This window comes from Peribacillus sp. V2I11, assembly GCF_030817135.1.
GTDB classification, from domain to species: domain Bacteria; phylum Bacillota; class Bacilli; order Bacillales; family DSM-1321; genus Peribacillus; species Peribacillus simplex.
Genome location: NZ_JAUSYW010000001.1, coordinates 2,220,434 through 2,244,004, shown reverse-complemented (window position 1 = coordinate 2,244,004; position 23,571 = coordinate 2,220,434). Strand labels below are relative to the sequence as shown.

20 protein-coding genes, 3 rRNA genes and 1 other annotated feature are annotated in these 23,571 nt (G+C 43.9%); all 23 genes read left to right on the top strand.

The features are described 5' to 3' along the window. The first annotated feature begins 63 nt into the window (after positions 1 to 63). Positions 64 to 1,614, top strand: a 16S ribosomal RNA gene (locus tag QFZ73_RS10775). Between the two features lie 176 nt (positions 1,615 to 1,790). Beyond that, positions 1,791 to 4,723 (top strand): 23S ribosomal RNA (locus QFZ73_RS10770). A gap of 63 nt (positions 4,724 to 4,786) precedes the next feature. Continuing rightward, positions 4,787 to 4,902: ribosomal RNA gene (gene rrf / locus QFZ73_RS10765) — 5S ribosomal RNA — on the top strand. Together the 16S, 23S and 5S rRNA genes form the textbook arrangement of a ribosomal RNA operon. Before the next feature lie 378 nt (positions 4,903 to 5,280). Next, positions 5,281 to 5,742 (top strand): CtsR family transcriptional regulator, encoded by a 462-nt coding sequence (locus QFZ73_RS10760; RefSeq protein WP_251436481.1) that lies wholly within the window; start codon positions 5,281 to 5,283, stop codon positions 5,740 to 5,742. A 21-nt stretch (positions 5,743 to 5,763) separates the two neighbouring features. Beyond that, on the top strand, positions 5,764 to 6,315 hold the full coding sequence (mcsA, locus tag QFZ73_RS10755; protein ID WP_251436479.1) for a protein-arginine kinase activator protein McsA: 552 nt from the start codon (positions 5,764 to 5,766) through the stop codon (positions 6,313 to 6,315). After that, positions 6,312 to 7,388, top strand: a complete 1,077-nt coding sequence (mcsB, locus tag QFZ73_RS10750; protein WP_101225857.1) for a protein-arginine kinase McsB — start codon at positions 6,312 to 6,314, stop codon at positions 7,386 to 7,388. The genes mcsA and mcsB overlap by 4 nt, the downstream gene beginning before the upstream one ends. Positions 7,389 to 7,518: 130 nt before the next feature. Then, positions 7,519 to 9,960, top strand: a complete 2,442-nt coding sequence (gene clpC, locus QFZ73_RS10745) for an ATP-dependent protease ATP-binding subunit ClpC (RefSeq protein ID WP_307265928.1) — start codon at positions 7,519 to 7,521, stop codon at positions 9,958 to 9,960. Positions 9,961 to 10,158: 198 nt separating this feature from the next. After that, a complete protein-coding gene (gene radA, locus QFZ73_RS10740) occupies positions 10,159 to 11,547 on the top strand; it encodes a DNA repair protein RadA (protein ID WP_251436475.1) in 1,389 nt (462 codons plus the stop codon). Between the two features lie 2 nt (positions 11,548 to 11,549). Further along, a complete protein-coding gene (gene disA / locus QFZ73_RS10735; protein WP_251436474.1) occupies positions 11,550 to 12,623 on the top strand; it encodes a DNA integrity scanning diadenylate cyclase DisA in 1,074 nt (357 codons plus the stop codon). Positions 12,624 to 12,849: 226 nt separating this feature from the next. Next, positions 12,850 to 13,947 carry a PIN/TRAM domain-containing protein gene (locus QFZ73_RS10730; RefSeq protein ID WP_251436472.1) on the top strand — a complete coding sequence of 366 codons (1,098 nt, stop codon included), beginning with the start codon at positions 12,850 to 12,852 and terminating at the stop codon, positions 13,945 to 13,947. A 21-nt stretch (positions 13,948 to 13,968) separates the two neighbouring features. Beyond that, positions 13,969 to 14,655 (top strand): 2-C-methyl-D-erythritol 4-phosphate cytidylyltransferase, encoded by a 687-nt coding sequence (gene ispD, locus QFZ73_RS10725; RefSeq protein WP_063235782.1) that lies wholly within the window; start codon positions 13,969 to 13,971, stop codon positions 14,653 to 14,655. Positions 14,656 to 14,669: 14 nt separating this feature from the next. Then, positions 14,670 to 15,149, top strand: a complete 480-nt coding sequence (gene ispF / locus QFZ73_RS10720; RefSeq protein WP_134784433.1) for a 2-C-methyl-D-erythritol 2,4-cyclodiphosphate synthase — start codon at positions 14,670 to 14,672, stop codon at positions 15,147 to 15,149. A gap of 90 nt (positions 15,150 to 15,239) precedes the next feature. Then, positions 15,240 to 16,697 (top strand): glutamate--tRNA ligase, encoded by a 1,458-nt coding sequence (gltX, locus tag QFZ73_RS10715; RefSeq protein ID WP_251436471.1) that lies wholly within the window; start codon positions 15,240 to 15,242, stop codon positions 16,695 to 16,697. Between the two features lie 42 nt (positions 16,698 to 16,739). After that, positions 16,740 to 16,988: a binding site (T-box leader), on the top strand. 85 nt (positions 16,989 to 17,073) lie between these two features. Next, positions 17,074 to 17,724 carry a serine O-acetyltransferase gene (cysE, locus tag QFZ73_RS10710; RefSeq protein WP_251436469.1) on the top strand — a complete coding sequence of 217 codons (651 nt, stop codon included), beginning with the start codon at positions 17,074 to 17,076 and terminating at the stop codon, positions 17,722 to 17,724. Between the two features lies 1 nt (position 17,725). Beyond that, positions 17,726 to 19,123 carry a cysteine--tRNA ligase gene (cysS, locus tag QFZ73_RS10705; protein ID WP_251436467.1) on the top strand — a complete coding sequence of 466 codons (1,398 nt, stop codon included), beginning with the start codon at positions 17,726 to 17,728 and terminating at the stop codon, positions 19,121 to 19,123. 3 nt (positions 19,124 to 19,126) lie between these two features. Beyond that, positions 19,127 to 19,549, top strand: coding sequence for a Mini-ribonuclease 3 (locus tag QFZ73_RS10700; RefSeq protein WP_251436465.1), 423 nt, complete (start codon positions 19,127 to 19,129; stop codon positions 19,547 to 19,549). Next, a complete protein-coding gene (rlmB, locus tag QFZ73_RS10695; protein ID WP_063235788.1) occupies positions 19,546 to 20,289 on the top strand; it encodes a 23S rRNA (guanosine(2251)-2'-O)-methyltransferase RlmB in 744 nt (247 codons plus the stop codon). Before QFZ73_RS10700 ends, rlmB begins: the two co-directional genes overlap by 4 nt. Positions 20,290 to 20,293: 4 nt before the next feature. Continuing rightward, positions 20,294 to 20,803 carry an NYN domain-containing protein gene (locus QFZ73_RS10690; protein WP_251436463.1) on the top strand — a complete coding sequence of 170 codons (510 nt, stop codon included), beginning with the start codon at positions 20,294 to 20,296 and terminating at the stop codon, positions 20,801 to 20,803. Between the two features lie 85 nt (positions 20,804 to 20,888). Then, entirely contained in the window at positions 20,889 to 21,521 is a 633-nt protein-coding gene (gene sigH / locus QFZ73_RS10685) for an RNA polymerase sporulation sigma factor SigH (RefSeq protein ID WP_094246690.1), read from the top strand. A gap of 203 nt (positions 21,522 to 21,724) precedes the next feature. Continuing rightward, positions 21,725 to 21,874 carry a 50S ribosomal protein L33 gene (gene rpmG, locus QFZ73_RS10680; RefSeq protein WP_251436461.1) on the top strand — a complete coding sequence of 50 codons (150 nt, stop codon included), beginning with the start codon at positions 21,725 to 21,727 and terminating at the stop codon, positions 21,872 to 21,874. Positions 21,875 to 21,925: 51 nt separating this feature from the next. Then, a complete protein-coding gene (secE, locus tag QFZ73_RS10675) occupies positions 21,926 to 22,108 on the top strand; it encodes a preprotein translocase subunit SecE (RefSeq protein WP_214751063.1) in 183 nt (60 codons plus the stop codon). Between the two features lie 258 nt (positions 22,109 to 22,366). Next, a complete protein-coding gene (nusG, locus tag QFZ73_RS10670) occupies positions 22,367 to 22,900 on the top strand; it encodes a transcription termination/antitermination protein NusG (RefSeq protein ID WP_063235790.1) in 534 nt (177 codons plus the stop codon). Between the two features lie 174 nt (positions 22,901 to 23,074). Further along, a complete protein-coding gene (rplK, locus tag QFZ73_RS10665; RefSeq protein WP_063235791.1) occupies positions 23,075 to 23,500 on the top strand; it encodes a 50S ribosomal protein L11 in 426 nt (141 codons plus the stop codon). Positions 23,501 to 23,571 lie beyond the last annotated feature (71 nt).

Here is a 23,571-nt window from a genome sequence, read left to right as displayed (position 1 = left end):
CGCCAACGTTAAATTTTAAGTGAGCACACACTATAAAAAAAGCAAATGAGCAAGTCAAACATTTCTTCGGAGAGTTTGATCCTGGCTCAGGACGAACGCTGGCGGCGTGCCTAATACATGCAAGTCGAGCGAATCGATGGGAGCTTGCTCCCTGAGATTAGCGGCGGACGGGTGAGTAACACGTGGGCAACCTGCCTATAAGACTGGGATAACTTCGGGAAACCGGAGCTAATACCGGATACGTTCTTTTCTCGCATGAGAGAAGATGGAAAGACGGTTTACGCTGTCACTTATAGATGGGCCCGCGGCGCATTAGCTAGTTGGTGAGGTAATGGCTCACCAAGGCGACGATGCGTAGCCGACCTGAGAGGGTGATCGGCCACACTGGGACTGAGACACGGCCCAGACTCCTACGGGAGGCAGCAGTAGGGAATCTTCCGCAATGGACGAAAGTCTGACGGAGCAACGCCGCGTGAACGAAGAAGGCCTTCGGGTCGTAAAGTTCTGTTGTTAGGGAAGAACAAGTACCAGAGTAACTGCTGGTACCTTGACGGTACCTAACCAGAAAGCCACGGCTAACTACGTGCCAGCAGCCGCGGTAATACGTAGGTGGCAAGCGTTGTCCGGAATTATTGGGCGTAAAGCGCGCGCAGGTGGTTCCTTAAGTCTGATGTGAAAGCCCACGGCTCAACCGTGGAGGGTCATTGGAAACTGGGGAACTTGAGTGCAGAAGAGGAAAGTGGAATTCCAAGTGTAGCGGTGAAATGCGTAGAGATTTGGAGGAACACCAGTGGCGAAGGCGACTTTCTGGTCTGTAACTGACACTGAGGCGCGAAAGCGTGGGGAGCAAACAGGATTAGATACCCTGGTAGTCCACGCCGTAAACGATGAGTGCTAAGTGTTAGAGGGTTTCCGCCCTTTAGTGCTGCAGCTAACGCATTAAGCACTCCGCCTGGGGAGTACGGCCGCAAGGCTGAAACTCAAAGGAATTGACGGGGGCCCGCACAAGCGGTGGAGCATGTGGTTTAATTCGAAGCAACGCGAAGAACCTTACCAGGTCTTGACATCCTCTGACAACCCTAGAGATAGGGCTTTCCCCTTCGGGGGACAGAGTGACAGGTGGTGCATGGTTGTCGTCAGCTCGTGTCGTGAGATGTTGGGTTAAGTCCCGCAACGAGCGCAACCCTTGATCTTAGTTGCCAGCATTCAGTTGGGCACTCTAAGGTGACTGCCGGTGACAAACCGGAGGAAGGTGGGGATGACGTCAAATCATCATGCCCCTTATGACCTGGGCTACACACGTGCTACAATGGATGGTACAAAGGGCTGCAAACCTGCGAAGGTAAGCGAATCCCATAAAGCCATTCTCAGTTCGGATTGTAGGCTGCAACTCGCCTACATGAAGCCGGAATCGCTAGTAATCGCGGATCAGCATGCCGCGGTGAATACGTTCCCGGGCCTTGTACACACCGCCCGTCACACCACGAGAGTTTGTAACACCCGAAGTCGGTGAGGTAACCTTCATGGAGCCAGCCGCCTAAGGTGGGACAGATGATTGGGGTGAAGTCGTAACAAGGTAGCCGTATCGGAAGGTGCGGCTGGATCACCTCCTTTCTAAGGATAATTACGAGAGCGCTTTTGTTTTGTTCAGTTTTGAATGAGTGATTCATTCAAATAGGAAAGACAAACATCACGATGTGATGGATTCTTTCTGCTTTGTTCCTTGAAAACTAGATAATAGATAGAAGGCAATTAATTTTTTTCAAAGCATCTGTAAGATCTTTTTTAACGGTTAAGTTAGAAAGGGCGCACGGTGGATGCCTTGGCACTAGGAGCCGATGAAGGACGGGACTAACACCGATATGCTTCGGGGAGCTGTAAGTAAGCTTTGATCCGGAGATTTCCGAATGGGGAAACCCACTGTTCGTAATGGAACAGTATCTTTACCTGAATACATAGGGTACTGAAGGCAGACCCGGGGAACTGAAACATCTAAGTACCCGGAGGAAGAGAAAGCAAATGCGATTTCCTGAGTAGCGGCGAGCGAAACGGAATTAGCCCAAACCAAGAGGCTTGCCTCTTGGGGTTGTAGGACACTCAACATGGAGTTACAAAGGAACGGGGTAAATGAAGCGATCTGGAAAGGTCCGTCAAAGAAGGTAAAAACCCTGTAGTTGAAACTTCGTTCCCTCCTGAGTGGATCCTGAGTACGGCGGGACACGAGAAATCCCGTCGGAAGCAGGGAGGACCATCTCCCAAGGCTAAATACTCCCTAGTGACCGATAGTGAACCAGTACCGTGAGGGAAAGGTGAAAAGCACCCCGGAAGGGGAGTGAAATAGATCCTGAAACCGTGTGCCTACAAGTAGTCAAAGCCCGTTAATGGGTAATGGCGTGCCTTTTGTAGAATGAACCGGCGAGTTACGATTTCATGCGAGGTTAAGTTGATGAGACGGAGCCGCAGCGAAAGCGAGTCTGAATAGGGCGAATGAGTATGAGGTCGTAGACCCGAAACCAGGTGATCTACCCATGTCCAGGGTGAAGTTCAGGTAACACTGAATGGAGGCCCGAACCCACGCACGTTGAAAAGTGCGGGGATGAGGTGTGGGTAGCGGAGAAATTCCAATCGAACCTGGAGATAGCTGGTTCTCTCCGAAATAGCTTTAGGGCTAGCCTCAAGATGAGAGTATTGGAGGTAGAGCACTGATTGGACTAGGGGCCCCCAACGGGTTACCGAATTCAGTCAAACTCCGAATGCCAAATACTTATTCTTGGGAGTCAGACTGCGAGTGATAAGATCCGTAGTCGAAAGGGAAACAGCCCAGACCACCAGCTAAGGTCCCAAAGTATACGTTAAGTGGAAAAGGATGTGGAGTTGCTTAGACAACCAGGATGTTGGCTCAGAAGCAGCCACCATTTAAAGAGTGCGTAATAGCTCACTGGTCGAGTGACTCCGCGCCGAAAATGTACCGGGGCTAAACGTATCACCGAAGCTGTGGATTGACACCATTAGGTGTCGATGGTAGGAGAGCGTTCTAAGGGCGTTGAAGTCAGACCGGAAGGACTGGTGGAGCGCTTAGAAGTGAGAATGCCGGTATGAGTAGCGAAAGAAGGGTGAGAATCCCTTCCACCGAATGCCTAAGGTTTCCTGAGGAAGGCTCGTCCGCTCAGGGTTAGTCGGGACCTAAGCCGAGGCCGAAAGGCGTAGGCGATGGACAACAGGTTGATATTCCTGTACCACCTATACATCGTTTGAACGATGGGGGGACGCAGAAGGATAGGGTAAGCGCGCTGTTGGATATGCGCGTCCAAGCAGTTAGGCCGGAAACGAGGCAAATCCCGTTTCCATTAAGGCGGAGCTGTGATGGCGAGGGAAATATAGTACCGAAGTTCCTGATTCCACGCTGCCAAGAAAAGCCTCTAGTGAGATGTAAGGTGCCCGTACCGCAAACCGACACAGGTAGGCGAGGAGAGAATCCTAAGGTGTGCGAGAGAACTCTCGTTAAGGAACTCGGCAAAATGACCCCGTAACTTCGGGAGAAGGGGTGCTTTTTAGGGTGAATAGCCCAGAAAAGCCGCAGTGAATAGGCCCAGGCGACTGTTTAGCAAAAACACAGGTCTCTGCGAAGCCGCAAGGCGAAGTATAGGGGCTGACACCTGCCCGGTGCTGGAAGGTTAAGGGGAGAGGTTAGCGCAAGCGAAGCTTTGAACCGAAGCCCCAGTAAACGGCGGCCGTAACTATAACGGTCCTAAGGTAGCGAAATTCCTTGTCGGGTAAGTTCCGACCCGCACGAAAGGTGTAACGATCTGGGCACTGTCTCAACGAGAGACTCGGTGAAATTATAGTACCTGTGAAGATGCAGGTTACCCGCGACAGGACGGAAAGACCCCGTGGAGCTTTACTGCAGCCTGATATTGAATTTTGGTACAGCTTGTACAGGATAGGTAGGAGCCTGAGAAGCCGGAGCGCTAGCTTCGGTGGAGGCGTTGGTGGGATACTACCCTGGCTGTATTGAAATTCTAACCCGCGCCCCTTATCGGGGTGGGAGACAGTGTCAGGTGGGCAGTTTGACTGGGGCGGTCGCCTCCTAAAGAGTAACGGAGGCGCCCAAAGGTTCCCTCAGAATGGTTGGAAATCATTCGTAGAGTGTAAAGGCACAAGGGAGCTTGACTGCGAGACCTACAAGTCGAGCAGGGACGAAAGTCGGGCTTAGTGATCCGGTGGTTCCGCATGGAAGGGCCATCGCTCAACGGATAAAAGCTACCCCGGGGATAACAGGCTTATCTCCCCCAAGAGTCCACATCGACGGGGAGGTTTGGCACCTCGATGTCGGCTCATCGCATCCTGGGGCTGTAGTCGGTCCCAAGGGTTGGGCTGTTCGCCCATTAAAGCGGTACGCGAGCTGGGTTCAGAACGTCGTGAGACAGTTCGGTCCCTATCCGTCGCGGGCGCAGGAAATTTGAGAGGAGCTGTCCTTAGTACGAGAGGACCGGGATGGACGCACCGCTGGTGTACCAGTTGTCTTGCCAAAGGCATAGCTGGGTAGCTACGTGCGGACGGGATAAGTGCTGAAAGCATCTAAGCATGAAGCCCCCCTCAAGATGAGATTTCCCATGGCGCAAGCTAGTAAGATCCCTGAAAGATGATCAGGTTGATAGGTCAGAGGTGGAAGCGTGGCGACATGTGGAGCTGACTGATACTAATAGATCGAGGACTTAACCAACGCTTTAAAAAAATGAAATACCTTCTTATTATCTAGTTTTGAAGGAACAACGTTCCTGATATGTTTGGTGGCGATAGCGAAGAGGTCACACCCGTTCCCATTCCGAACACGGCAGTTAAGCTCTTCAGCGCCGATGGTAGTTGGGGGTTTCCCCCTGTGAGAGTAGGACGCCGCCAAGCCATTTAAAAAGATCAGCCATCCGGCTGGTCTTTTTTGATGTTCGTAATTAAAAAAAGTTTTATATTTCTAGGGACAGCATAGGGCTGGCCTTATTTGAGTTGGTTGCAATATCATGAGGAGGAATGGGTAAGCAGGGGAATTGGGCAGAGTTTAAGTGGTGAAATCTTAAAGAGAAGAAAAAAAACCAGGTTTTGCATGTATCTTTTCAGGGTATTTATGTAAGATATTTCAACTTTTAATGTTCAACGGGGTATGTAACTACATATAATTTGGAGAAAATGGATAATGCAGAAAGAAAGTGCGTTTAAGTTGCAAAATGGATTATTCCTTGTATAATAATAGTCAAATATAGTCAAAGTCAGAATGGAGGAGGCTGAGTGAGAAACATATCTGATGTTATCGAAACTTATTTGAAGCAAGTACTTGAAATAAGTCAAAAAGATATCTTAGAGATTAAAAGAAGTGAAATAGCAGATAAATTTCAGTGTGTTCCTTCTCAAATCAATTACGTAATCAATACCAGGTTTACAATCGAGAGAGGATACGTTGTAGAGAGTAAGCGTGGAGGCGGCGGTTATATACGCATCATGAAAGTCGAATCACAGGATTCCGTGCAACTTATCAACCAATTATTATCGCTTATTGGTACCAGGGTAACTCAATCGATGGCTGAAGGAGTCATTTCAAGGCTGATGAATGAAGACGTCATTAATGAAAGAGAAGCAAAGATTATGATGAGCGTCATAGATAGATCGGTGATTTATATCGACCTACCTGACCGCGATGAGCTTAGGGCAAGAATTTTAACTGCGATGCTTACGACTTTAAAATATAAATGAAACTGGCAGAGGTGATGAACGTTGATTTGCCAAGAATGTCATCAAAGGCCTGCTACCCTGCACTTCACCAAAATCATCAATGGAAAAAAGACTGAAGTCATGATTTGTGAGAAATGTGCTCAGGAAAAAGGTGAAATGTTCATGGATGCAGGTGGACCTGGTTTTTCAATAAATAATTTATTAGCAGGATTGTTGAATATGGAGTCGAATATTCAACAGACAAAGGCAAATGCATTTCCCAAAACGGAAGAGAGGCGTTGCCCGCATTGTCATCGATCTTATAAAGAATTTGTCCATATTGGTAAGTTTGGCTGTGCCGAATGTTATAAGACGTTCAATGAACAGTTAGATCCCATTTTAAAGAGGGTTCATAGCGGCAATACAGCACATATAGGGAAGATTCCAAAAAGGATTGGTGGCACCATATATCTTCGAAAGCAAATTTTGGATTTGAAAGAAGTTTTAAAGGTCCACATTGATCAAGAGGAGTTTGAGAAAGCGGCAGAGGTAAGAGATAAGGTTCGTTCCCTTGAAAAAAGGTATGAAGCACAAGAGGGAGGCGAGGAATTATGAGCTTGGAAAAGTTTGTAGAAAACGCCTTGAGTTCCTGGATGAGTGCAGAAGGGCCGGAAATCGATATTGTATTGAGTTCGCGGATTCGGCTGGCCAGGAATTTCAAAGACTTTACCTTCCCGACCTCCTTTTCTAATGAAGAAGCTAAAAAAATCATTGAATTGGTCAAAAAAAGAATCGAAGAGGAAGTAACTCCAGAGATTGGAAAACTTGAACTTTTGGAGATTGACCAATTGCAGCCACTGGAAAAGCGCGTTCTTGTTGAAAAACATTTAATCAGTCCTCATTTAGTTGAAGATTCAGCGAAAAGCGCATGTCTCCTTTCGGAAAATGAAGAAATAAGTATCATGATAAATGAAGAGGATCATCTCCGTATTCAATGTTTAATGTCGGGGTTGCAGCTAAAGGAAACCTTAAAGATTGCAAATGTTCTTGACGATTGGATTGAAGAATCCATAGACTATGCATATGATGAAGAAAGAGGATACCTAACTAGTTGTCCGACTAATGTGGGAACAGGATTAAGGGCTTCAGTCATGATGCATCTTCCGGGCCTGGTCCTTACACAGCAGATGAATAATATCATACCTGCTATCAACCAATTGGGGTTGGTGGTTCGAGGGATTTATGGAGAGGGCAGTCAAGCGTTAGGGAATATTTTTCAAATCTCTAATCAAATTACTCTTGGAAAGTCGGAAAGGGATATCGTTGAAGATCTAACAAGTGTAGTGCAACAAATCATAGCCCAAGAACGGTCAGCGAGGGATGCATTAGCGAGGACTTCCCACATACAATTAGAAGATAGAATTTTCCGTTCATATGGGATTTTGTCCAATGCTCGAATCATCGAGACCAAGGAAGCAGCTACCTGTATCTCCGATGTTAGGTTAGGGATAGATCTTGGGTATATAAAAAATATTTCTAAAAGCATTCTAAATGAGTTGATGATTTTGACACAGTCGGGATTTTTACAAAAGTACGCAGGTGGCCCTTTAAGACCCCATGAAAGGGATATCCGTCGAGCAGCACTCATTCGGGAACGCTTGAATTTTACGGAATCTTCCTCCTCATAGAGGTCATTGACCTCTTTAGGGAGTATTAAATTTCATGTAATAGATATGGAGCAAGAAGAAGCTTCTGCCATTACTTAGAGAATTGCCAGCAACTTTATTCAAAACGAAAATTCTTAAGGAGGAATTCCCTATGATGTTTGGTCGTTTTACTGAAAGAGCCCAGAAAGTATTAGCATTAGCCCAAGAAGAGGCAATCCGTTTAGGTCATAATAATATTGGCACGGAACATATTTTACTGGGCCTGGTCCGAGAAGGTGATGGTATTGCAGCCAAAGCGTTATATGCTCTTGGATTAGGTCCGGAAAAGATTCAGAAAGAAGTGGAAAATCTAATTGGCCGCGGACAGGATACGGCTCAAACGATACATTATACCCCAAGAGCCAAGAAAGTGATTGAGCTTTCCATGGATGAGGCAAGAAAATTAGGTCACTCATATGTTGGGACAGAGCATGTTCTTCTAGGTCTTATACGAGAAGGTGAAGGTGTAGCTGCACGTGTATTGAATAATCTGGGAGTAAGTTTAAATAAAGCTCGACAACAAGTATTACAGCTTTTGGGCAGTAATGAATCAGGTGGTCATCAGGGTTCAGCCGCTTCAAATGCAAGCACACCGACACTGGATGGCCTAGCCCGTGATTTAACGGCGATTGCCAGGGAAGGAAGCTTGGATCCCGTTATCGGAAGAAGTAAGGAAATACAGCGTGTCATTGAGGTATTAAGTCGTCGTACAAAAAATAACCCAGTATTAATCGGTGAACCTGGGGTAGGTAAAACAGCCATTGCTGAAGGGCTTGCCCAACAGATTATCAATAATGAGGTACCTGAAATTTTACGTGATAAACGCGTAATGACACTTGATATGGGTACTGTTGTGGCTGGTACTAAATACCGTGGTGAATTTGAGGACCGATTAAAGAAAGTTATGGATGAAATACGTCAGGCGGGTAATATCATTCTATTCATCGATGAATTGCATACATTGATTGGTGCAGGTGGTGCAGAAGGTGCCATTGATGCCTCCAATATCCTTAAACCATCATTGGCACGTGGTGAATTACAATGTATCGGTGCAACAACTTTGGATGAGTACCGTAAGTATATTGAAAAGGATGCTGCGCTTGAACGTCGTTTCCAGCCAATCCAAGTCGATGAGCCGACTATTTTGGAATCCATCCAAATTCTCAAGGGGCTGCGTGACCGTTATGAAGCGCATCACCGCGTATCGATTACTGACGAAGCGATTGATGCTGCAGTCAAATTATCCGACCGTTATATTTCCGATCGCTTTTTACCGGATAAAGCGATTGACTTGATTGATGAAGCTGGTTCCAAGGTTAGGCTGCGCTCATACACAACGCCACCTAATTTAAAGGAACTTGAAGTGAAGCTAGATGATGTTCGTAAGGAAAAGGATGCTTCCGTTCAGAGTCAGGAATTTGAAAAGGCTGCATCGCTTCGCGATACAGAACAACGCTTAAGAGAACAATTGGAAGAAACGAAAAAAACTTGGAAAGAAAAACAAGGCCAGGAGAACAGTGAAGTGACTGTGGATGACATTGCACACGTCGTATCCAGCTGGACGGGAGTGCCAGTCACTAAATTGGCGCAAACAGAGTCAGACAAACTGCTTAATATGGAGTCAATTCTCCATGATCGTGTTATTGGGCAGGAAGAGGCCGTCATTGCTGTTTCTAAAGCAGTACGACGTGCAAGGGCAGGTTTGAAAGATCCTAAACGTCCAATTGGTTCATTCATCTTCTTAGGACCTACAGGAGTCGGTAAAACCGAGCTAGCCCGTGCTTTAGCTGAATCCATTTTTGGTGATGAGGATGCCATGATCCGCATCGATATGTCCGAATATATGGAGAAACATTCGACTTCACGTCTTGTTGGATCCCCACCAGGATATGTTGGATACGAAGAAGGCGGTCAGTTAACGGAAAAAGTGCGGAGGAAACCATACTCCGTCGTTCTGCTAGATGAAATAGAAAAGGCGCATCCGGATGTCTTCAATATTCTTCTTCAAGTATTGGAAGACGGAAGACTGACAGATTCCAAGGGGCGCACTGTCGATTTCAGGAATACGATTCTGATCATGACATCGAATGTAGGGGCGTCGGCCTTGAAAACTGATAAGTATGTCGGCTTTAACATCCAGGATACTGGCCAGGACTATAAAAATATGAAAGGGAAAGTGATGGAAGAACTCAAACGTGCATTCCGTCCGGAATTCCTGAATCGTATTGATGAAACAATCGTGTTCCACTCATTAGAGAAGGATCATTTGAAACAAATCGTTACATTAATGTCAAATCAGCTTACTACCCGTTTGAAAGAACAGGAGATATATTTGGAGCTGACAGATGCGGCTAGAGATAAAATTGCTACGGAAGGTTTTGATCCGGAATATGGGGCACGGCCAATCCGCAGGGCGCTTCAGAAGCATGTGGAAGATTATCTATCCGAAGAGTTGCTTAAGGGCAACGTGAAAAAAGGGCAAACGGTCGTAATGGATGTCGTGAATAATGAGTTTGCAATCCGACAAGGCGAGCCTGTTAATGTAAGTGAATAACCTGATTCTAAACTTCGAGGTACACGCAGATTCTTTTGCAGTGTACCTCTGTTTTTTATCCATAGGTAGATAGGAGTATAAATGGGACCGGCAGGGTGAATATTTTTTTAAAAAAACTTAGCCTTAAGAAGGTTTAAATAAAACAGAGATATAATATCCTTAATATAGATATTTTTTCCAAAGGAAGAGGAGTAATTTATGGCTGTAAAGAAGAAAACAAAATTTATGTGTCAGTCTTGTGGTTATGAGTCCGCGAAATGGATGGGGAAATGCCCAGGATGCGGTGAATGGAACAAAATGGTCGAGGAAACCGAAATCGTTAAACCAGCTAGAAAAGGCGCTTTTACCCATTCAGAGGTTAGAAGTTCCGGGGAACGGGAGAAGGCAGCACCCATAACGACTATTCAATCAGAAAAAGAACCACGGATTAAGACGGATTTAATGGAATTGAATCGTGCTCTTGGGGGCGGGATCGTACAGGGATCACTTGTATTGATCGGTGGGGACCCGGGTATCGGTAAGTCCACCCTGCTTTTACAGGTATCATCCCAATTGGCGCATAAACAGAAAAAAGTGCTTTATATATCAGGTGAAGAATCAGTCAAGCAGACCAAATTGAGAGCGGACCGGCTTGGGACCATGTCGGAAAATCTATTCGTTTATGCTGAAACCGATATGGACTATATCCAACAGGCAATTACAGAGGTAAAACCGGATTTGGTCATTATTGACTCCATTCAAACGGTATACCATTCTGAGGTTACCTCTGCCCCGGGAAGCGTTTCACAAGTGAGGGAATGCACAGCCTCACTCATGCGCATTGCTAAAACGAACGGGATCGCGATTTTTATCGTCGGACACGTTACAAAGGAAGGGGCCATTGCGGGGCCACGGCTGCTTGAGCACATGGTTGACACCGTATTATATTTTGAAGGAGAAAGACACCATACATATCGAATTATACGTGCGGTCAAAAATCGCTTTGGTTCGACGAATGAGATGGGTATTTTTGAAATGAAGGAGCATGGTTTGGAAGAGGTTGCGAACCCATCGGAAATTTTCCTTGAAGAACGGTCGCAAGGAGCTTCGGGCTCCACAGTCGTCGCATCCATGGAGGGCACAAGGCCAGTGCTTGTGGAAATTCAAGCATTGATTTCACCTACGAGTTTTGGCAATCCAAGACGAATGGCCACGGGAATTGACCACAATCGAGTTTCGCTTTTAATGGCTGTTCTGGAAAAGAGGGTGGGATTGCTGCTCCAAAACCAAGATGCGTATTTAAAGGTTGCTGGTGGCGTCAAGCTGGATGAACCGGCAATTGACCTGGCTGTTGCAATAAGCATTGCATCAAGCTTCCGTGATAAACCAACAAACCCTGCAGATTGCATCATTGGTGAAGTGGGGCTTACTGGGGAAGTAAGAAGGGTTTCACGAATTGAACAAAGGGTGCAGGAAGCGGCGAAGTTAGGGTTTGAGCGGGTTATAATACCGGCTAATAATATAGGGGGATGGACCGCGCCGAAAGGTATTAAGATCGTTGGCGTTTCATCGGTTGCGGAGGCTCTTAAACAAACGTTAGGGGGTTAAGTATGACAGATAAAAAAGGGTTTGAGAAAACAAAATTGGAAATCCTGCAAATTGTGGCTCCAGGTACCCCGCTTCGGGAGGGTATTGAAAATGTCCTGAGGGCAAATACAGGTGGTTTGATAGTCGTCGGATATAACGAGAAGGTGCGAACGATCGTGGATGGCGGCTTCGAAATCAACTGCAGCTGTACCCCCAGCACATTATATGAGTTGGCGAAGATGGACGGGGCCATCATTTTAAATGAAACTGCCGATAAGATCATTTTTGCAAATGCCCAATTAGTGCCGGATAATAGTACCCCTTCCACTGAAACGGGAATGCGGCATAGGACAGCGGAGCGTGTGGCAAGGGAGACCAAGTCGTTGGTCGTCGCAATCTCACAGCGCCGGAATGTCATCACTTTATATCAAGGCAATTTCCGGTATGCCCTTAAAGATATAGGAGTCATACTTGCTAAGGCTAATTTAGCCATCCAGACCCTGGAAAAATACAAGGTGGTCCTGCAGCAGAGCATATCGGTTTTAGGTGCGCTGGAGTTTGAGGAAATCGTGACCTATGCCGACCTTTTGCAGGTATTTCACCGTTATGTAATGGTGCTCAGAATCAAGGCGGAGCTACTAACGTACCTTAATGAGCTTGGTACGGAAGGAAGATTGATCCGTTTGCAAATGAATGAAATCCTGGCAGATATTGAAACGGAAGGAAAATGGCTTATCAAGGATTATACCTCCAGTAATGATGAAAATCCTGAGGAAATCATTTTTAGGCTTCAAGAGTTGGCCATGCAGGAAAAACTGGATGAAAGCATACTTCTTAAGGTGCTGGGCTATCATGGATACATACATCTTGATGAGTCAGTACATCCCCGTGGTTACCGTATTCTTCATAAAATCCCACGCTTACCGGGTTTGATCATCGAAAATTTAGTGAAACAGTTCGGAAGCTTTAGTGAAGTCAATAAAGCTTCCGTTGAAAACCTTGACGATGTGGAGGGTATAGGCGAAGTCCGGGCCAATAAAATCAAAGAAGGACTCCGCATTTTAAAAAATCAGCTGGTCACAAATAGAAGGATGTAAGGTGCAGCTGACCTTCAGAATTTTCCTGAATTAGCTTGAAATTGATTGGTGTTTATTTTTGACACTCAAAACTCAGGGTGCTAGGCTAATATTACGAAAAAGATAAGAATTCATATTTGTAAATCCACTAATTCCTTAAGTGAGTTTAACGTATATAATGAAAACGAATTTTCGAAGGTTTCATTTTATTTTATTGGTCAATAATGAGTAGAGGGAGGTGAAAGGGATGTTAAAACGCATTATACAAGCATGCTTCTTAATAGTCGGCGGAACACTTGGTATGTTGCTTATTCCAGAATTATTAATTGTATTACATGCAGACGATATTGCTTTAATAAACAATCCTTATGTAAGTGTACTGTTGGGTGCCATTATCTTTTATCTTATTACTTTTTGGGCTGTAGATCATGTGATCTATTTTATGAAGTGGCTGGAGGAACAGCTTGTAAAGATACCAAGTACGGATATAATCTTTGGCAGCGTCGGTCTTTTAGTGGGACTGCTTGCGGCGTTCTTGGTTGGTTCCGCCTTTAGTGCCATCAAGGTTCCTATTTTAAATACAGTGGTTCCTATCATCCTTACGCTTTTATTTGGTTATCTTGGTTTCCAGGTGGGCTTTAAAAAACGTGATGAACTATTGAATTTATTCACGAAAAGCAATAAGAAAAAGAATGCAGACGGAGAAGCAAGCGAAGAAGATGAAGAGGGGTATAGCAAGCGGTTGAAGATTCTCGATACAAGCGTCATCATTGACGGTAGAATTGCGGATATCTGTCAGACAGGCTTTCTCGAGGGTACCATAGTCATTCCTCAATTCGTATTAAACGAACTGCAGCACATTGCCGATTCATCTGATGCATTGAAAAGGAATCGTGGAAGACGTGGTTTGGATATCTTGAATCGGATTCAAAAAGACCTTCCGATTAAAGTGGAGATGTACGAAGGGGATTTTGAAGACATTCAGGAAGTGGACAGTAAACTGGTGAAGCTTGCCAAAATATCGGGCGGAATGGTCGTTACCAATGATTTCAATTTAAACAAAGTATGCGAGTTTCAAAATGTGGCGGTCCTTAATATCAATGACCTGGCCAATGCGGTTAAACCTGTTGTACTTCCTGGGGAAGAGATGAATGTTCAGGTCATCAAGGACGGGAAAGAGCAGAACCAGGGCATCGCTTATTTAGACGATGGCACGATGATCGTTGTCGAGGGTGGCCGTGACCATATCGGGAAACGCATCGATGTACTTGTCACAAGTGTTTTGCAAACCTCTGCAGGCCGTATGATATTCGCTAAACCGAAACTATTAGAAAAAGCATTATAAAGAAGAGTAGGAGAAACCGTTATGTTTTATGAAGTAGTGATACCTGCAGCTGGACAAGGCAAAAGAATGAAGGCGGGCAAGAATAAACTTTTTATTGAACTATCGGGTATCCCGATTATTGTTTATACACTGCGTGTCTTCGAAGAAGATCCTGACTGTCGGGGGATTATCCTTTCGATAAACCCGGCAGAAAAGGATTATTTCAGTCAATTGATAGCGGCGTATGGGCTTAAAAAGGTCAAGAAACTGGTCATGGGAGGCAAGGAGCGTCAACAAAGCGTTCATAATGGACTGCAACATGCAGGAGAAGAAATCATCCTGGTCCACGACGGTGCCCGCCCTTTTATCAATCTTGGGCAAATCAGTGAATTGACTACTGCCGCCTCCCTTCATGGAGGTGCCGTAATTGCAGTGCCCGTTAAGGATACGATTAAAAAAGCGGCAAACAAAAAGGTAGTGGAAACAGTGGAACGATCAAGCTTGTGGGCGGTACAAACTCCACAAGCTTTTCGTGTATCCATATTAAAAAGGGCATATGAACAGGCAGAAGCGGAAGCGTTTTTAGGGACGGATGATGCAAGTTTGCTAGAGCGGATCAATGAACAGGTAGTTATTATTGAGGGCAATTATGATAATATTAAAATTACGACTCAGGAAGACCTATATTTTGCAGAAGCGATTTTACATAAACAACATGGAAAACGATGATTGGGGAGAATGATATGTTTAGAATAGGACAAGGATATGACGTTCATCAGCTTGTGGAGGGCAGACCTTTGATTATTGGCGGGATTACGATTCCGTATGAGAAAGGTTTGCTAGGGCATTCGGATGCGGATGTCCTTCTGCATACTGTTGCCGATGCCTGCTTGGGGGCAATAGGTGCAGGGGATATCGGTAAGCATTTTCCGGATACCGATCCTGAATTTAAAGATGCCGATTCGGCAAAACTGCTGCAGTATATTTGGGCGATTGTAAAAAAAGAAGGATATTCCCTAGGCAATGCGGACTGTACAATCATTGCACAAAGCCCGAAAATGGCACCGTATATTGAGGAAATGCGAGGCAGGATTGCTGAACTTTTAGATGCCTCGATAGACAGGATTAATGTAAAGGCGACCACTACCGAGAAACTTGGATTTACAGGCAGGAGCGAAGGAATCGCGGCACAGGCTGTGGTCTTATTGGTTAAATCAAACTAAATTCGTTTTTAGAGTGGATGCCTTTATCCCAATGTATTTAAATGATAATATATACAATAGAATAGAACGACTGGGAGGTCTATATATATCATGAGCAGCGATATTCGAGTTCGCTATGCACCGAGTCCGACTGGACATTTACATATTGGTAATGCACGGACTGCTTTATTTAATTATTTATACGCACGAAATAAAGGCGGGAAATTCATCATCCGTATTGAAGATACCGACCAAAAGAGAAATATTGAAGGCGGGGAAGAAAGTCAGCTTAAATATTTGAAATGGCTTGGTATGGATTGGGATGAAGGTGTTGATGTTGGCGGTGAATACGGGCCATATCGTCAATCCGAAAGGAACGACCTTTATCAGGAATTGTATCAAGAGCTTTTAGATAAGGGTTTGGCATATAAATGCTATTGTACGGAAGAGGAGCTTGAAGCAGAGCGTGAAGGACAGGTCGAACGGAATGAAACACCAAAATATTCAGGGAAGTGCAAGCATTTAACTGAAGAAGAGCAAGCGGAACTAGTGGCTCAAGGAAGAAAACCGAGCATTCGCTTTGCCGTTCCGGCTGGGAAGGTCCTTACTTTCAAAGATATGGTTAAGGATGAGGTTTCGTTTGAAACAGATGGCTTTGGTGATTTTGTCATCGTTAAAAAGGATGGCATTCCAACCTATAACTTTGCAGTGGCCGTCGATGATCACTTGATGAAGATTTCCCATGTCCTTCGCGGTGATGATCATATCTCCAATACTCCAAAACAATTGATGATTTATGAAGCTTTCGGCTGGGAACCGCCGGTATTCGGACATATGACGCTGATTGTAAACGAAAGCAGGAAGAAACTGAGTAAACGTGATGAGTCGATCATTCAATTCATTGAGCAATATGAAGAGCTTGGTTATGTACCAGAAGCTTTATTCAATTTCATTACATTACTGGGATGGTCTCCGGTCGGGGAAGAAGAGATTTTCACGAAGGAAGAATTCATTAATCTTTTCGATGCTGATCGGCTGTCTAAATCACCTGCACTTTTCGATAAACAAAAGCTTACATGGATGAATAACCAATATGTGAAGCAATTGGACGGAAATCGTGCAGTGGAATTGTCAATGCCTCACTTAATTAAAGCCGGGAAGGTTTCTGAGACACTGACTGCCGAAGAAGAAGAGTGGGTACATGGGCTAGTTTCCCTTTTTCAAGAGCAGATGAGCTATGGAGCGGAAATAGTTGAGCTATCTGAACTGTTTTTCAAGGATGAGGTCGTGTTCGAAGAAGAAGCTAAGGAAGTACTGGCTGAAGAACAGGTACCGGAAGTCATGAAAGCTTTCCTTCAGGAGATCGAAGGGCTTGAAGAATTTAACGCGGATGAAATCAAGAAGTCGATTAAAGCCGTACAAAAAAGCACAGGTCATAAAGGGAAAAAATTATTTATGCCGATAAGGGCGGCCGTAACGGGTCAAACACATGGTCCTGACTTACCTAAGGCGATTTCATTACTGGGCAAAGAAAAAATTAAACAGCGTATTCAGAGTATTTTATATTAACAATTTGTCGAAAATGTAATATAGTATTTAATAATCTTACAAAAGAACGCGTAGATGGGGAGAAGTAAGTAAACGAAGCTTTTTAGAGAGAACCATAACCTGCTGAAAGTGGTTCAAGCCTCTCGTTTTCTGAAATGCACCCTTGAGTCCTTTGCTGAACTAACCTATAGTAGGCACAGGCGGAATGTCCTCCGTTACAGGGATTAAAGTTGGGGATGAAAAAACAGGAAAAAGCTTTACCTGGTTCGTACATTCCAAACAGAGTGGAACCGCGCTTTAAGCGTCTCTGTCTATTTGGACAGAGACGCTTTTTTATATGCTTTAAAAGCTTCAAAAGGGGATGTTGGAAAAGGACGGAACATAGGGGGGAATCATTTTGTTAAAGATGTTTAAAGAGGATATCGAAGTGGTTTTTGATCAAGATCCTGCGGCGCGCAGCTATTTGGAAGTCATATTGACGTACGCGGGTTTACATGCGATTTGGAGTCATAGGATGGCTCACGCACTATTTAAGAAGAAATTCTTTTTCCTGGCAAGAAGTATATCTCAAATCAGTCGGTTTTTTACCGGAATTGAAATTCATCCAGGGGCGACGATTGGCCGTCGTTTCTTCATTGACCATGGCATGGGGATCGTCATTGGCGAAACTTGTGAGATTGGCGACAATGTATCTGTCTTTCAAGGTGTAACCCTTGGGGGGACAGGAAAGGAAAAGGGAAAACGTCATCCTACGATAAAGGATAATGTGTTGATTGCTACAGGAGCAAAAGTGCTGGGTTCCATCACTGTTGGGGAAAACTCAAAAATCGGTGCAGGATCGGTCGTTTTAAAGGAAGTGCCACCTAATTCTACAGTGGTGGGCATTCCAGGCAAAGTGGTCATTCAAGATGGTATCAAAATTAACAAAGACCTAAATCATTGTGATCTTCCTGATCCAATCGCTGATCGCTTTAAAGAATTGGATAGTGAAATCAGGACCTTAAGAGCGAAGCTGGCTGAGCAGAAGCAGGAAGAAAGGAGTTTATAATATGGCGATTAAAATATATAACACAGCTACAAGAAAAAAGGAAACCTTCGTCCCGATTGAAGAGGGAAAGGTGAAGATGTACGTATGCGGACCCACTGTCTATAATTACATTCATATTGGTAATGCAAGACCGGCAATCGTATTCGATACCGTTCGTAGGTATTTGGATTACCGTGGATATGATGTCCAATTCGTTTCGAACTTTACGGATGTGGATGATAAGCTGATTCGTGCGGCAAAAGAGTTGGGGGAAGATGTCCCTACCATATCAGAGCGTTTCATCAAGGCCTATTTTGAAGACGTGTCGGCATTAGGCTGCAAAAAAGCGGATGTGCACCCAACCGTGATGGAGAACATGGATGCAATCATTGAATTCATCTCGGCATTGATTGAAAAAGGATTCGCTTATGAATCTGAAGGGGATGTGTATTACCGGACTCGTAAGTTTGAGGGGTATGGAAAACTTTCACATCAGTCCATCGATGAGCTTCGAGTGGGTGCACGTATTGAAATAGGGGAGAAAAAACAAGATGCCCTAGATTTTGCCCTTTGGAAAACGGCCAAGGATGATGAAATATCTTGGGAGAGCCCATGGGGCAAGGGGCGTCCTGGCTGGCATATCGAATGCTCCGCAATGGTCAAAAAGTATTTGGGCGATACAATCGATATTCATGCAGGAGGTCAAGATCTGGCTTTCCCGCATCATGAAAATGAGATTGCACAATCCGAAGCATTGACGGGTAAGACCTTTGCGAATTATTGGATGCATAACGGGTATATAAATATTGAGAATGAAAAAATGTCTAAGTCCTTAGGCAATTTCGTCCTTGTGCATGACATCATTCAGAAGCATGATCCACAAGTGTTACGCTTCTTTATGTTATCGGTACATTACCGTCATCCCATCAATTATAGTGAAGAAGTGCTTGAAAATGTAAAAGCATCCCTTGATCGCTTAAGGACATCATATCAAAACTTAAAGCATCGCCTTCAAGTAAGTGACGGATTGACTGAGAATGATGATGTTTGGTTGGAGAAGCTGAATGATTTACATGAACAATTCATTAAGGAAATGGATGATGATTTCAACACAGCAAATGCAATATCCATGCTCTTTGAACTTTCCAAACAGGCAAATTATTATTTGATGGAGAAAAACACAGACAAGAAAGTGATTGATGCTTTCCTTGATAAATTCAACACCTTATTTTCTGTCCTTGGTTTGTCCCTTGAAGAAGAGGGGCTTTTGGATGAAGAAATTGAAGGGCTGATACAGCAGAGAATTCAAGCGCGGAAAGACCGCAATTTTGGGTTATCTGATGAAATTCGTGATCGCTTGAAAAACATGAATATCATATTAGAGGATACCCCTCAAGGTACAAGATGGAAAAGAGGGTAATTAATGCTTCATTACGATAGTAAGGTAGATGCAAAAATGCTGAACAGTCTTGCTTTAGCATATATAGGTGATGCTGTATACGAAACGTATATACGGCATCACCTCATTCAAAAAGGAGCGGTCAAGCCCAATCTACTTCACAAAAAAGCTACATCTTTTGTAGCTGCCAAAGCGCAAAATAAAATCATCCACTTTTTCCTGGAGTCAGATTGGTTATCGGAAGAGGAATCCGCTGTCGTCCGGCGTGGCCGAAATGCAAAATCCGGTACGGTACCGAAGAATACAGATGTGCAAACATATCGCTACAGTACAGCCTTCGAGGCACTTATGGGATTTTTGTATTTATCCGGTCGAATAGATAGAATGGAAGAACTCATCAAAAAATCCATTGAATACATTGAAGAAGAAAAGGGGAGTAACCCATGAGCGAAGAATATATCATTGGCAGAAACCCCGTATTGGAAGCACTTCGCTCCGAACGGGATATTAATAAAATTTGGATAGCTGAGGGCTCGCAAAAAGGCTCGATGCAACCACTCATCGGTCTGGCGAAGGAAAAAAAGGTATTCGTGCAAATCGTACCGAAGAAAAAAATTGACCAAATGGCAGAAGGCATCCATCAAGGCGTTATCGCACAAGTGGCTGCATATGAATATGTGGAGTTGGATGACTTATTCGCAAAAGCGGCTGAACGGGACGAAGCACCATTTTTCATGATCCTTGATGAAGTAGAAGATCCGCATAATTTAGGTTCGATCATGAGGACGGCTGATGCAGTCGGGGCCCATGGAATCATCATTCCAAAAAGAAGAGCGGTGGGCTTGACGGCAACAGTGGCAAAAGCTTCGACGGGTGCAATTGAATATATTCCGGTAGCCCGCGTTACAAATTTGGCAAGAGCAGTGGAAGAGTTGAAAGAGCGAGGGGTATGGATAGTCGGTACCGATGCGAAGGGCAGCGATGATTACCGTAACATGGACGGAAAGATGCCTATCGGACTTGTTATCGGAAGCGAAGGAAAAGGAATGGCCCGGTTAATGAAGGATAAATGTGATTTTCTAATCCGTCTCCCTATGGCAGGACAAGTGACTTCGTTAAATGCATCGGTAGCAGCCGGTTTATTGATGTATGAGGTTTATAGAAAAAGAAATCCCCTAGGGCAATGATGCAATGAATATTCTGTTGGTGGACGGTTATAACATTATTGGAGCTTGGCCGGAACTGAGAGAATTAAAAGAACGGGATCTTGCTGCTGCAAGGGACCGGTTGATAGAAATGATGGCGGAATATCAAGCATTTACCGGATACCGTGTAATTGTCGTATTTGACGCTCAATATGTTCAGGGAATTGCCCGGATATTCAAAAATCACAAGGTTGATGTAATTTTTACAAAAGAAAATGAAACTGCGGATGAAAGAATAGAAAAGATGGCCATTGAACTGAATAATGTCAAAACGCAAATTCAAGTGGCAACTTCCGACTTCACGGAACAGTGGGTGATCTTTGGCCAAGGGGCCCTAAGGAAATCTGCTCGTGAACTGCTTATTGAAGTGGAAGAAATTCAAGGCGAAATCAAGAAAGATGTAAGAAAAACAACGACGATAAGACCCGTGGCTAAAATTCCTTTAAGTGAAGAAGTGGCAGAAATTTTCGAAAAATGGCGCCGAGGTAAAATTTGAACCATTGACGGGTAAAATTTACCTGCTGTATAATATTTCTATCTGAGTCAGGTCAGGGGGATATAATGTGGGTCTCAAATTCGGAATGAAGCTGAACGAAAAGTATCTGCAGTTTGAGGATGATGAATTGATAGGGTTAGTGCACACTGGAGACAGTGAAGCGCTGGATTATTTGATCCAAAAGTATCGTAATTTTGTAAGAGCGAAGGCAAGGACTTATTTCTTGATTGGTGCCGATAAGGAAGACATCGTGCAAGAAGGTATGATTGGTTTATATAAAGCCGTCCGTGATTTTAAAGGGGATAAGTTATCTTCTTTTAAAGCATTTGCAGAACTATGCATTACAAGGCAGATCATCACAGCTATCAAAACAGCAACACGTCAAAAACATATTCCGCTCAATTCCTATGTTTCCCTGGACAAGCCCATTTATGATGAGGAATCGGACCGAACTCTAATGGATATTATATCGGGTACGAAAGTTTTGGACCCGGAAGAACTGATCATCAACCAAGAAGAGTTTGACGATATCGAATTAAAGATGGCCGAGCTCCTGAGTGATCTTGAGAGAAAAGTGTTAGCTCTTTACCTGGATGGACAAACCTACCAAGAAATTTCGGAAGAGTTGAACCGGCATGTTAAGTCAATCGACAACGCCCTTCAGCGGGTGAAAAGAAAGCTCGAGCGCTATCTGGAAGTAAGGGAAATCAGTTTATAATCCCTCCGCTTTTTCCGCTTAATTTCATCTGTCCCTTCTCCACATGGAAGTTTATTATTCACTAAGATTTTTTTAATGGAAGTTAAGTAAACCGATGTTTTGGTTCCCGGTGTCCATAATGGTCTAAACCCGCTTTGATATTGACAATAAAAAACAGTCGTGATAAGGTTTTATGGATATAGTAGATAGGATAGGTGTATCTAATGCGAAAAAAAATAGTTCTTGCCTGCACGGATTGCAGTTCAAGGAATTATAGTTATGAGAGCAAACAATCGACAAGCGGCGAACGACTGGAAATCAAGAAATTTTGCAGTACGTGCAATTCACACTCGATTCATAAAGAAACGAAATAACCGTTTTATAAATAGATTGACAGAAGCTTCTAATGCTTGGAGGATACATTCATGAAACGTTTTACCGAATTTTTCAGCGGAGTAGCTCGGGAAATGCAAAAAGTAAGCTGGCCGAAACGCAAGGAGCTTACCAAATATACAATCGTGGTAGTAACGACTGTATTGTTTATGGCTTTATTCTTTACAGTGGTCGATTTGGGCATTTCCGAATTAATTCGCTTAGTTATTGAATAAGAGATTCGAAAATAAGGTATAATAGTGATAGAATAATATGTGTCAGCAGAAAAGCCCGGAAACGGGTTTTTTAATTTGTCTTTTTTAAGAAGTGAAGAAGATCAAAATCGAGCACTGCTGTAATATGAATCATCACAATATATTCTAGTTAAGTCGGGATGACGCCGGTATGGTTTTTTTGGCTAAAACGTTCAAAGATAAAGATTAATAAAGAAAATGATTGATTGCAGGGAGGGAAGGACGTTAAAGTCCTAACACATGGAAAAGAATTGGTATGTAGTTCACACCTATTCAGGTTATGAGAACAAAGTTAAGGCTAACTTGGAAAAACGTGTTGAAACTATGGGGATGGAAGACAAGATCTTTCGCGTTGTAGTTCCAGAAGAAGAAGAAACAGAAGTGAAAGATGGCAAAAAGAAAGTGACCAAAAAGAAAGTGTTTCCAGGTTATGTATTGGTTGAGATCATCATGACGGATGATTCATGGTATGTTGTCCGGAATACGCCTGGCGTAACAGGTTTCGTAGGTTCATCTGGAGCTGGGTCAAAACCGACTGCATTGCTGCCGGAAGAAATTGAAGTTGTTCTTAAACGAATGGGCGTGGATGAAAGTAAAATCGAAGTTGATTTTGAACTCGGTGATACGGTTCAAGTTAAAGAAGGACCATTTGCAACCTTTGCAGGGCCGATTGAAGAACTTGATAAAGACAAAGGGAAAGTAAGGGTCCTAGTCAATATGTTCGGTCGTGATACACCGGTTGAACTTGATTTTAATCAAGTGGAAAAATTATAAACGGAAAAAAACTTGAAATTGCCTTTTGAAAGTGGTAAAATTTCAAAGGTCAGTATGTTTCAATTTTTAGGCCTCAACGATACAAGCATTCTTTATTAATATATAAAGAATTCAAGATGAGTGGGAGGGTATTACCCTATTACCACATCACGGACTTATAAGGAGGTGTGTCTCGTGGCTAAAAAAGTAATTAAAATGGTTAAATTGCAAATTCCTGCTGGTAAAGCGAATCCTGCACCGCCAGTCGGTCCTGCATTAGGTCAAGCTGGTGTAAACATCATGGGATTCTGTAAGGAGTTCAACGCTCGTACAGCAGATCAAGCTGGTCTAATTATTCCTGTTGAAATCACGGTATTTGAAGACCGTTCATTTACATTCATTACAAAAACTCCACCGGCTGCAGTATTGCTTAAGAAAGTAGCTGGTATCGAGTCTGGTTCTGGTGAACCTAACCGTAAAAAAGTTGCTACAGTCAAGCGTGATCAAGTGCGCGAGATTGCTGAAACTAAAATGCCTGACCTAAACGCTGCAAGCGTTGAAGCTGCAATGCGTATGGTTGAAGGTACTGCTCGCAGCATGGGTATTGTCATCGAAGACTAATCCATGTAATTGCTATTTGTTTCTACGGGGTTGCGATTGATACTCGCAACCTTTATTCGTGGGAGGTCATT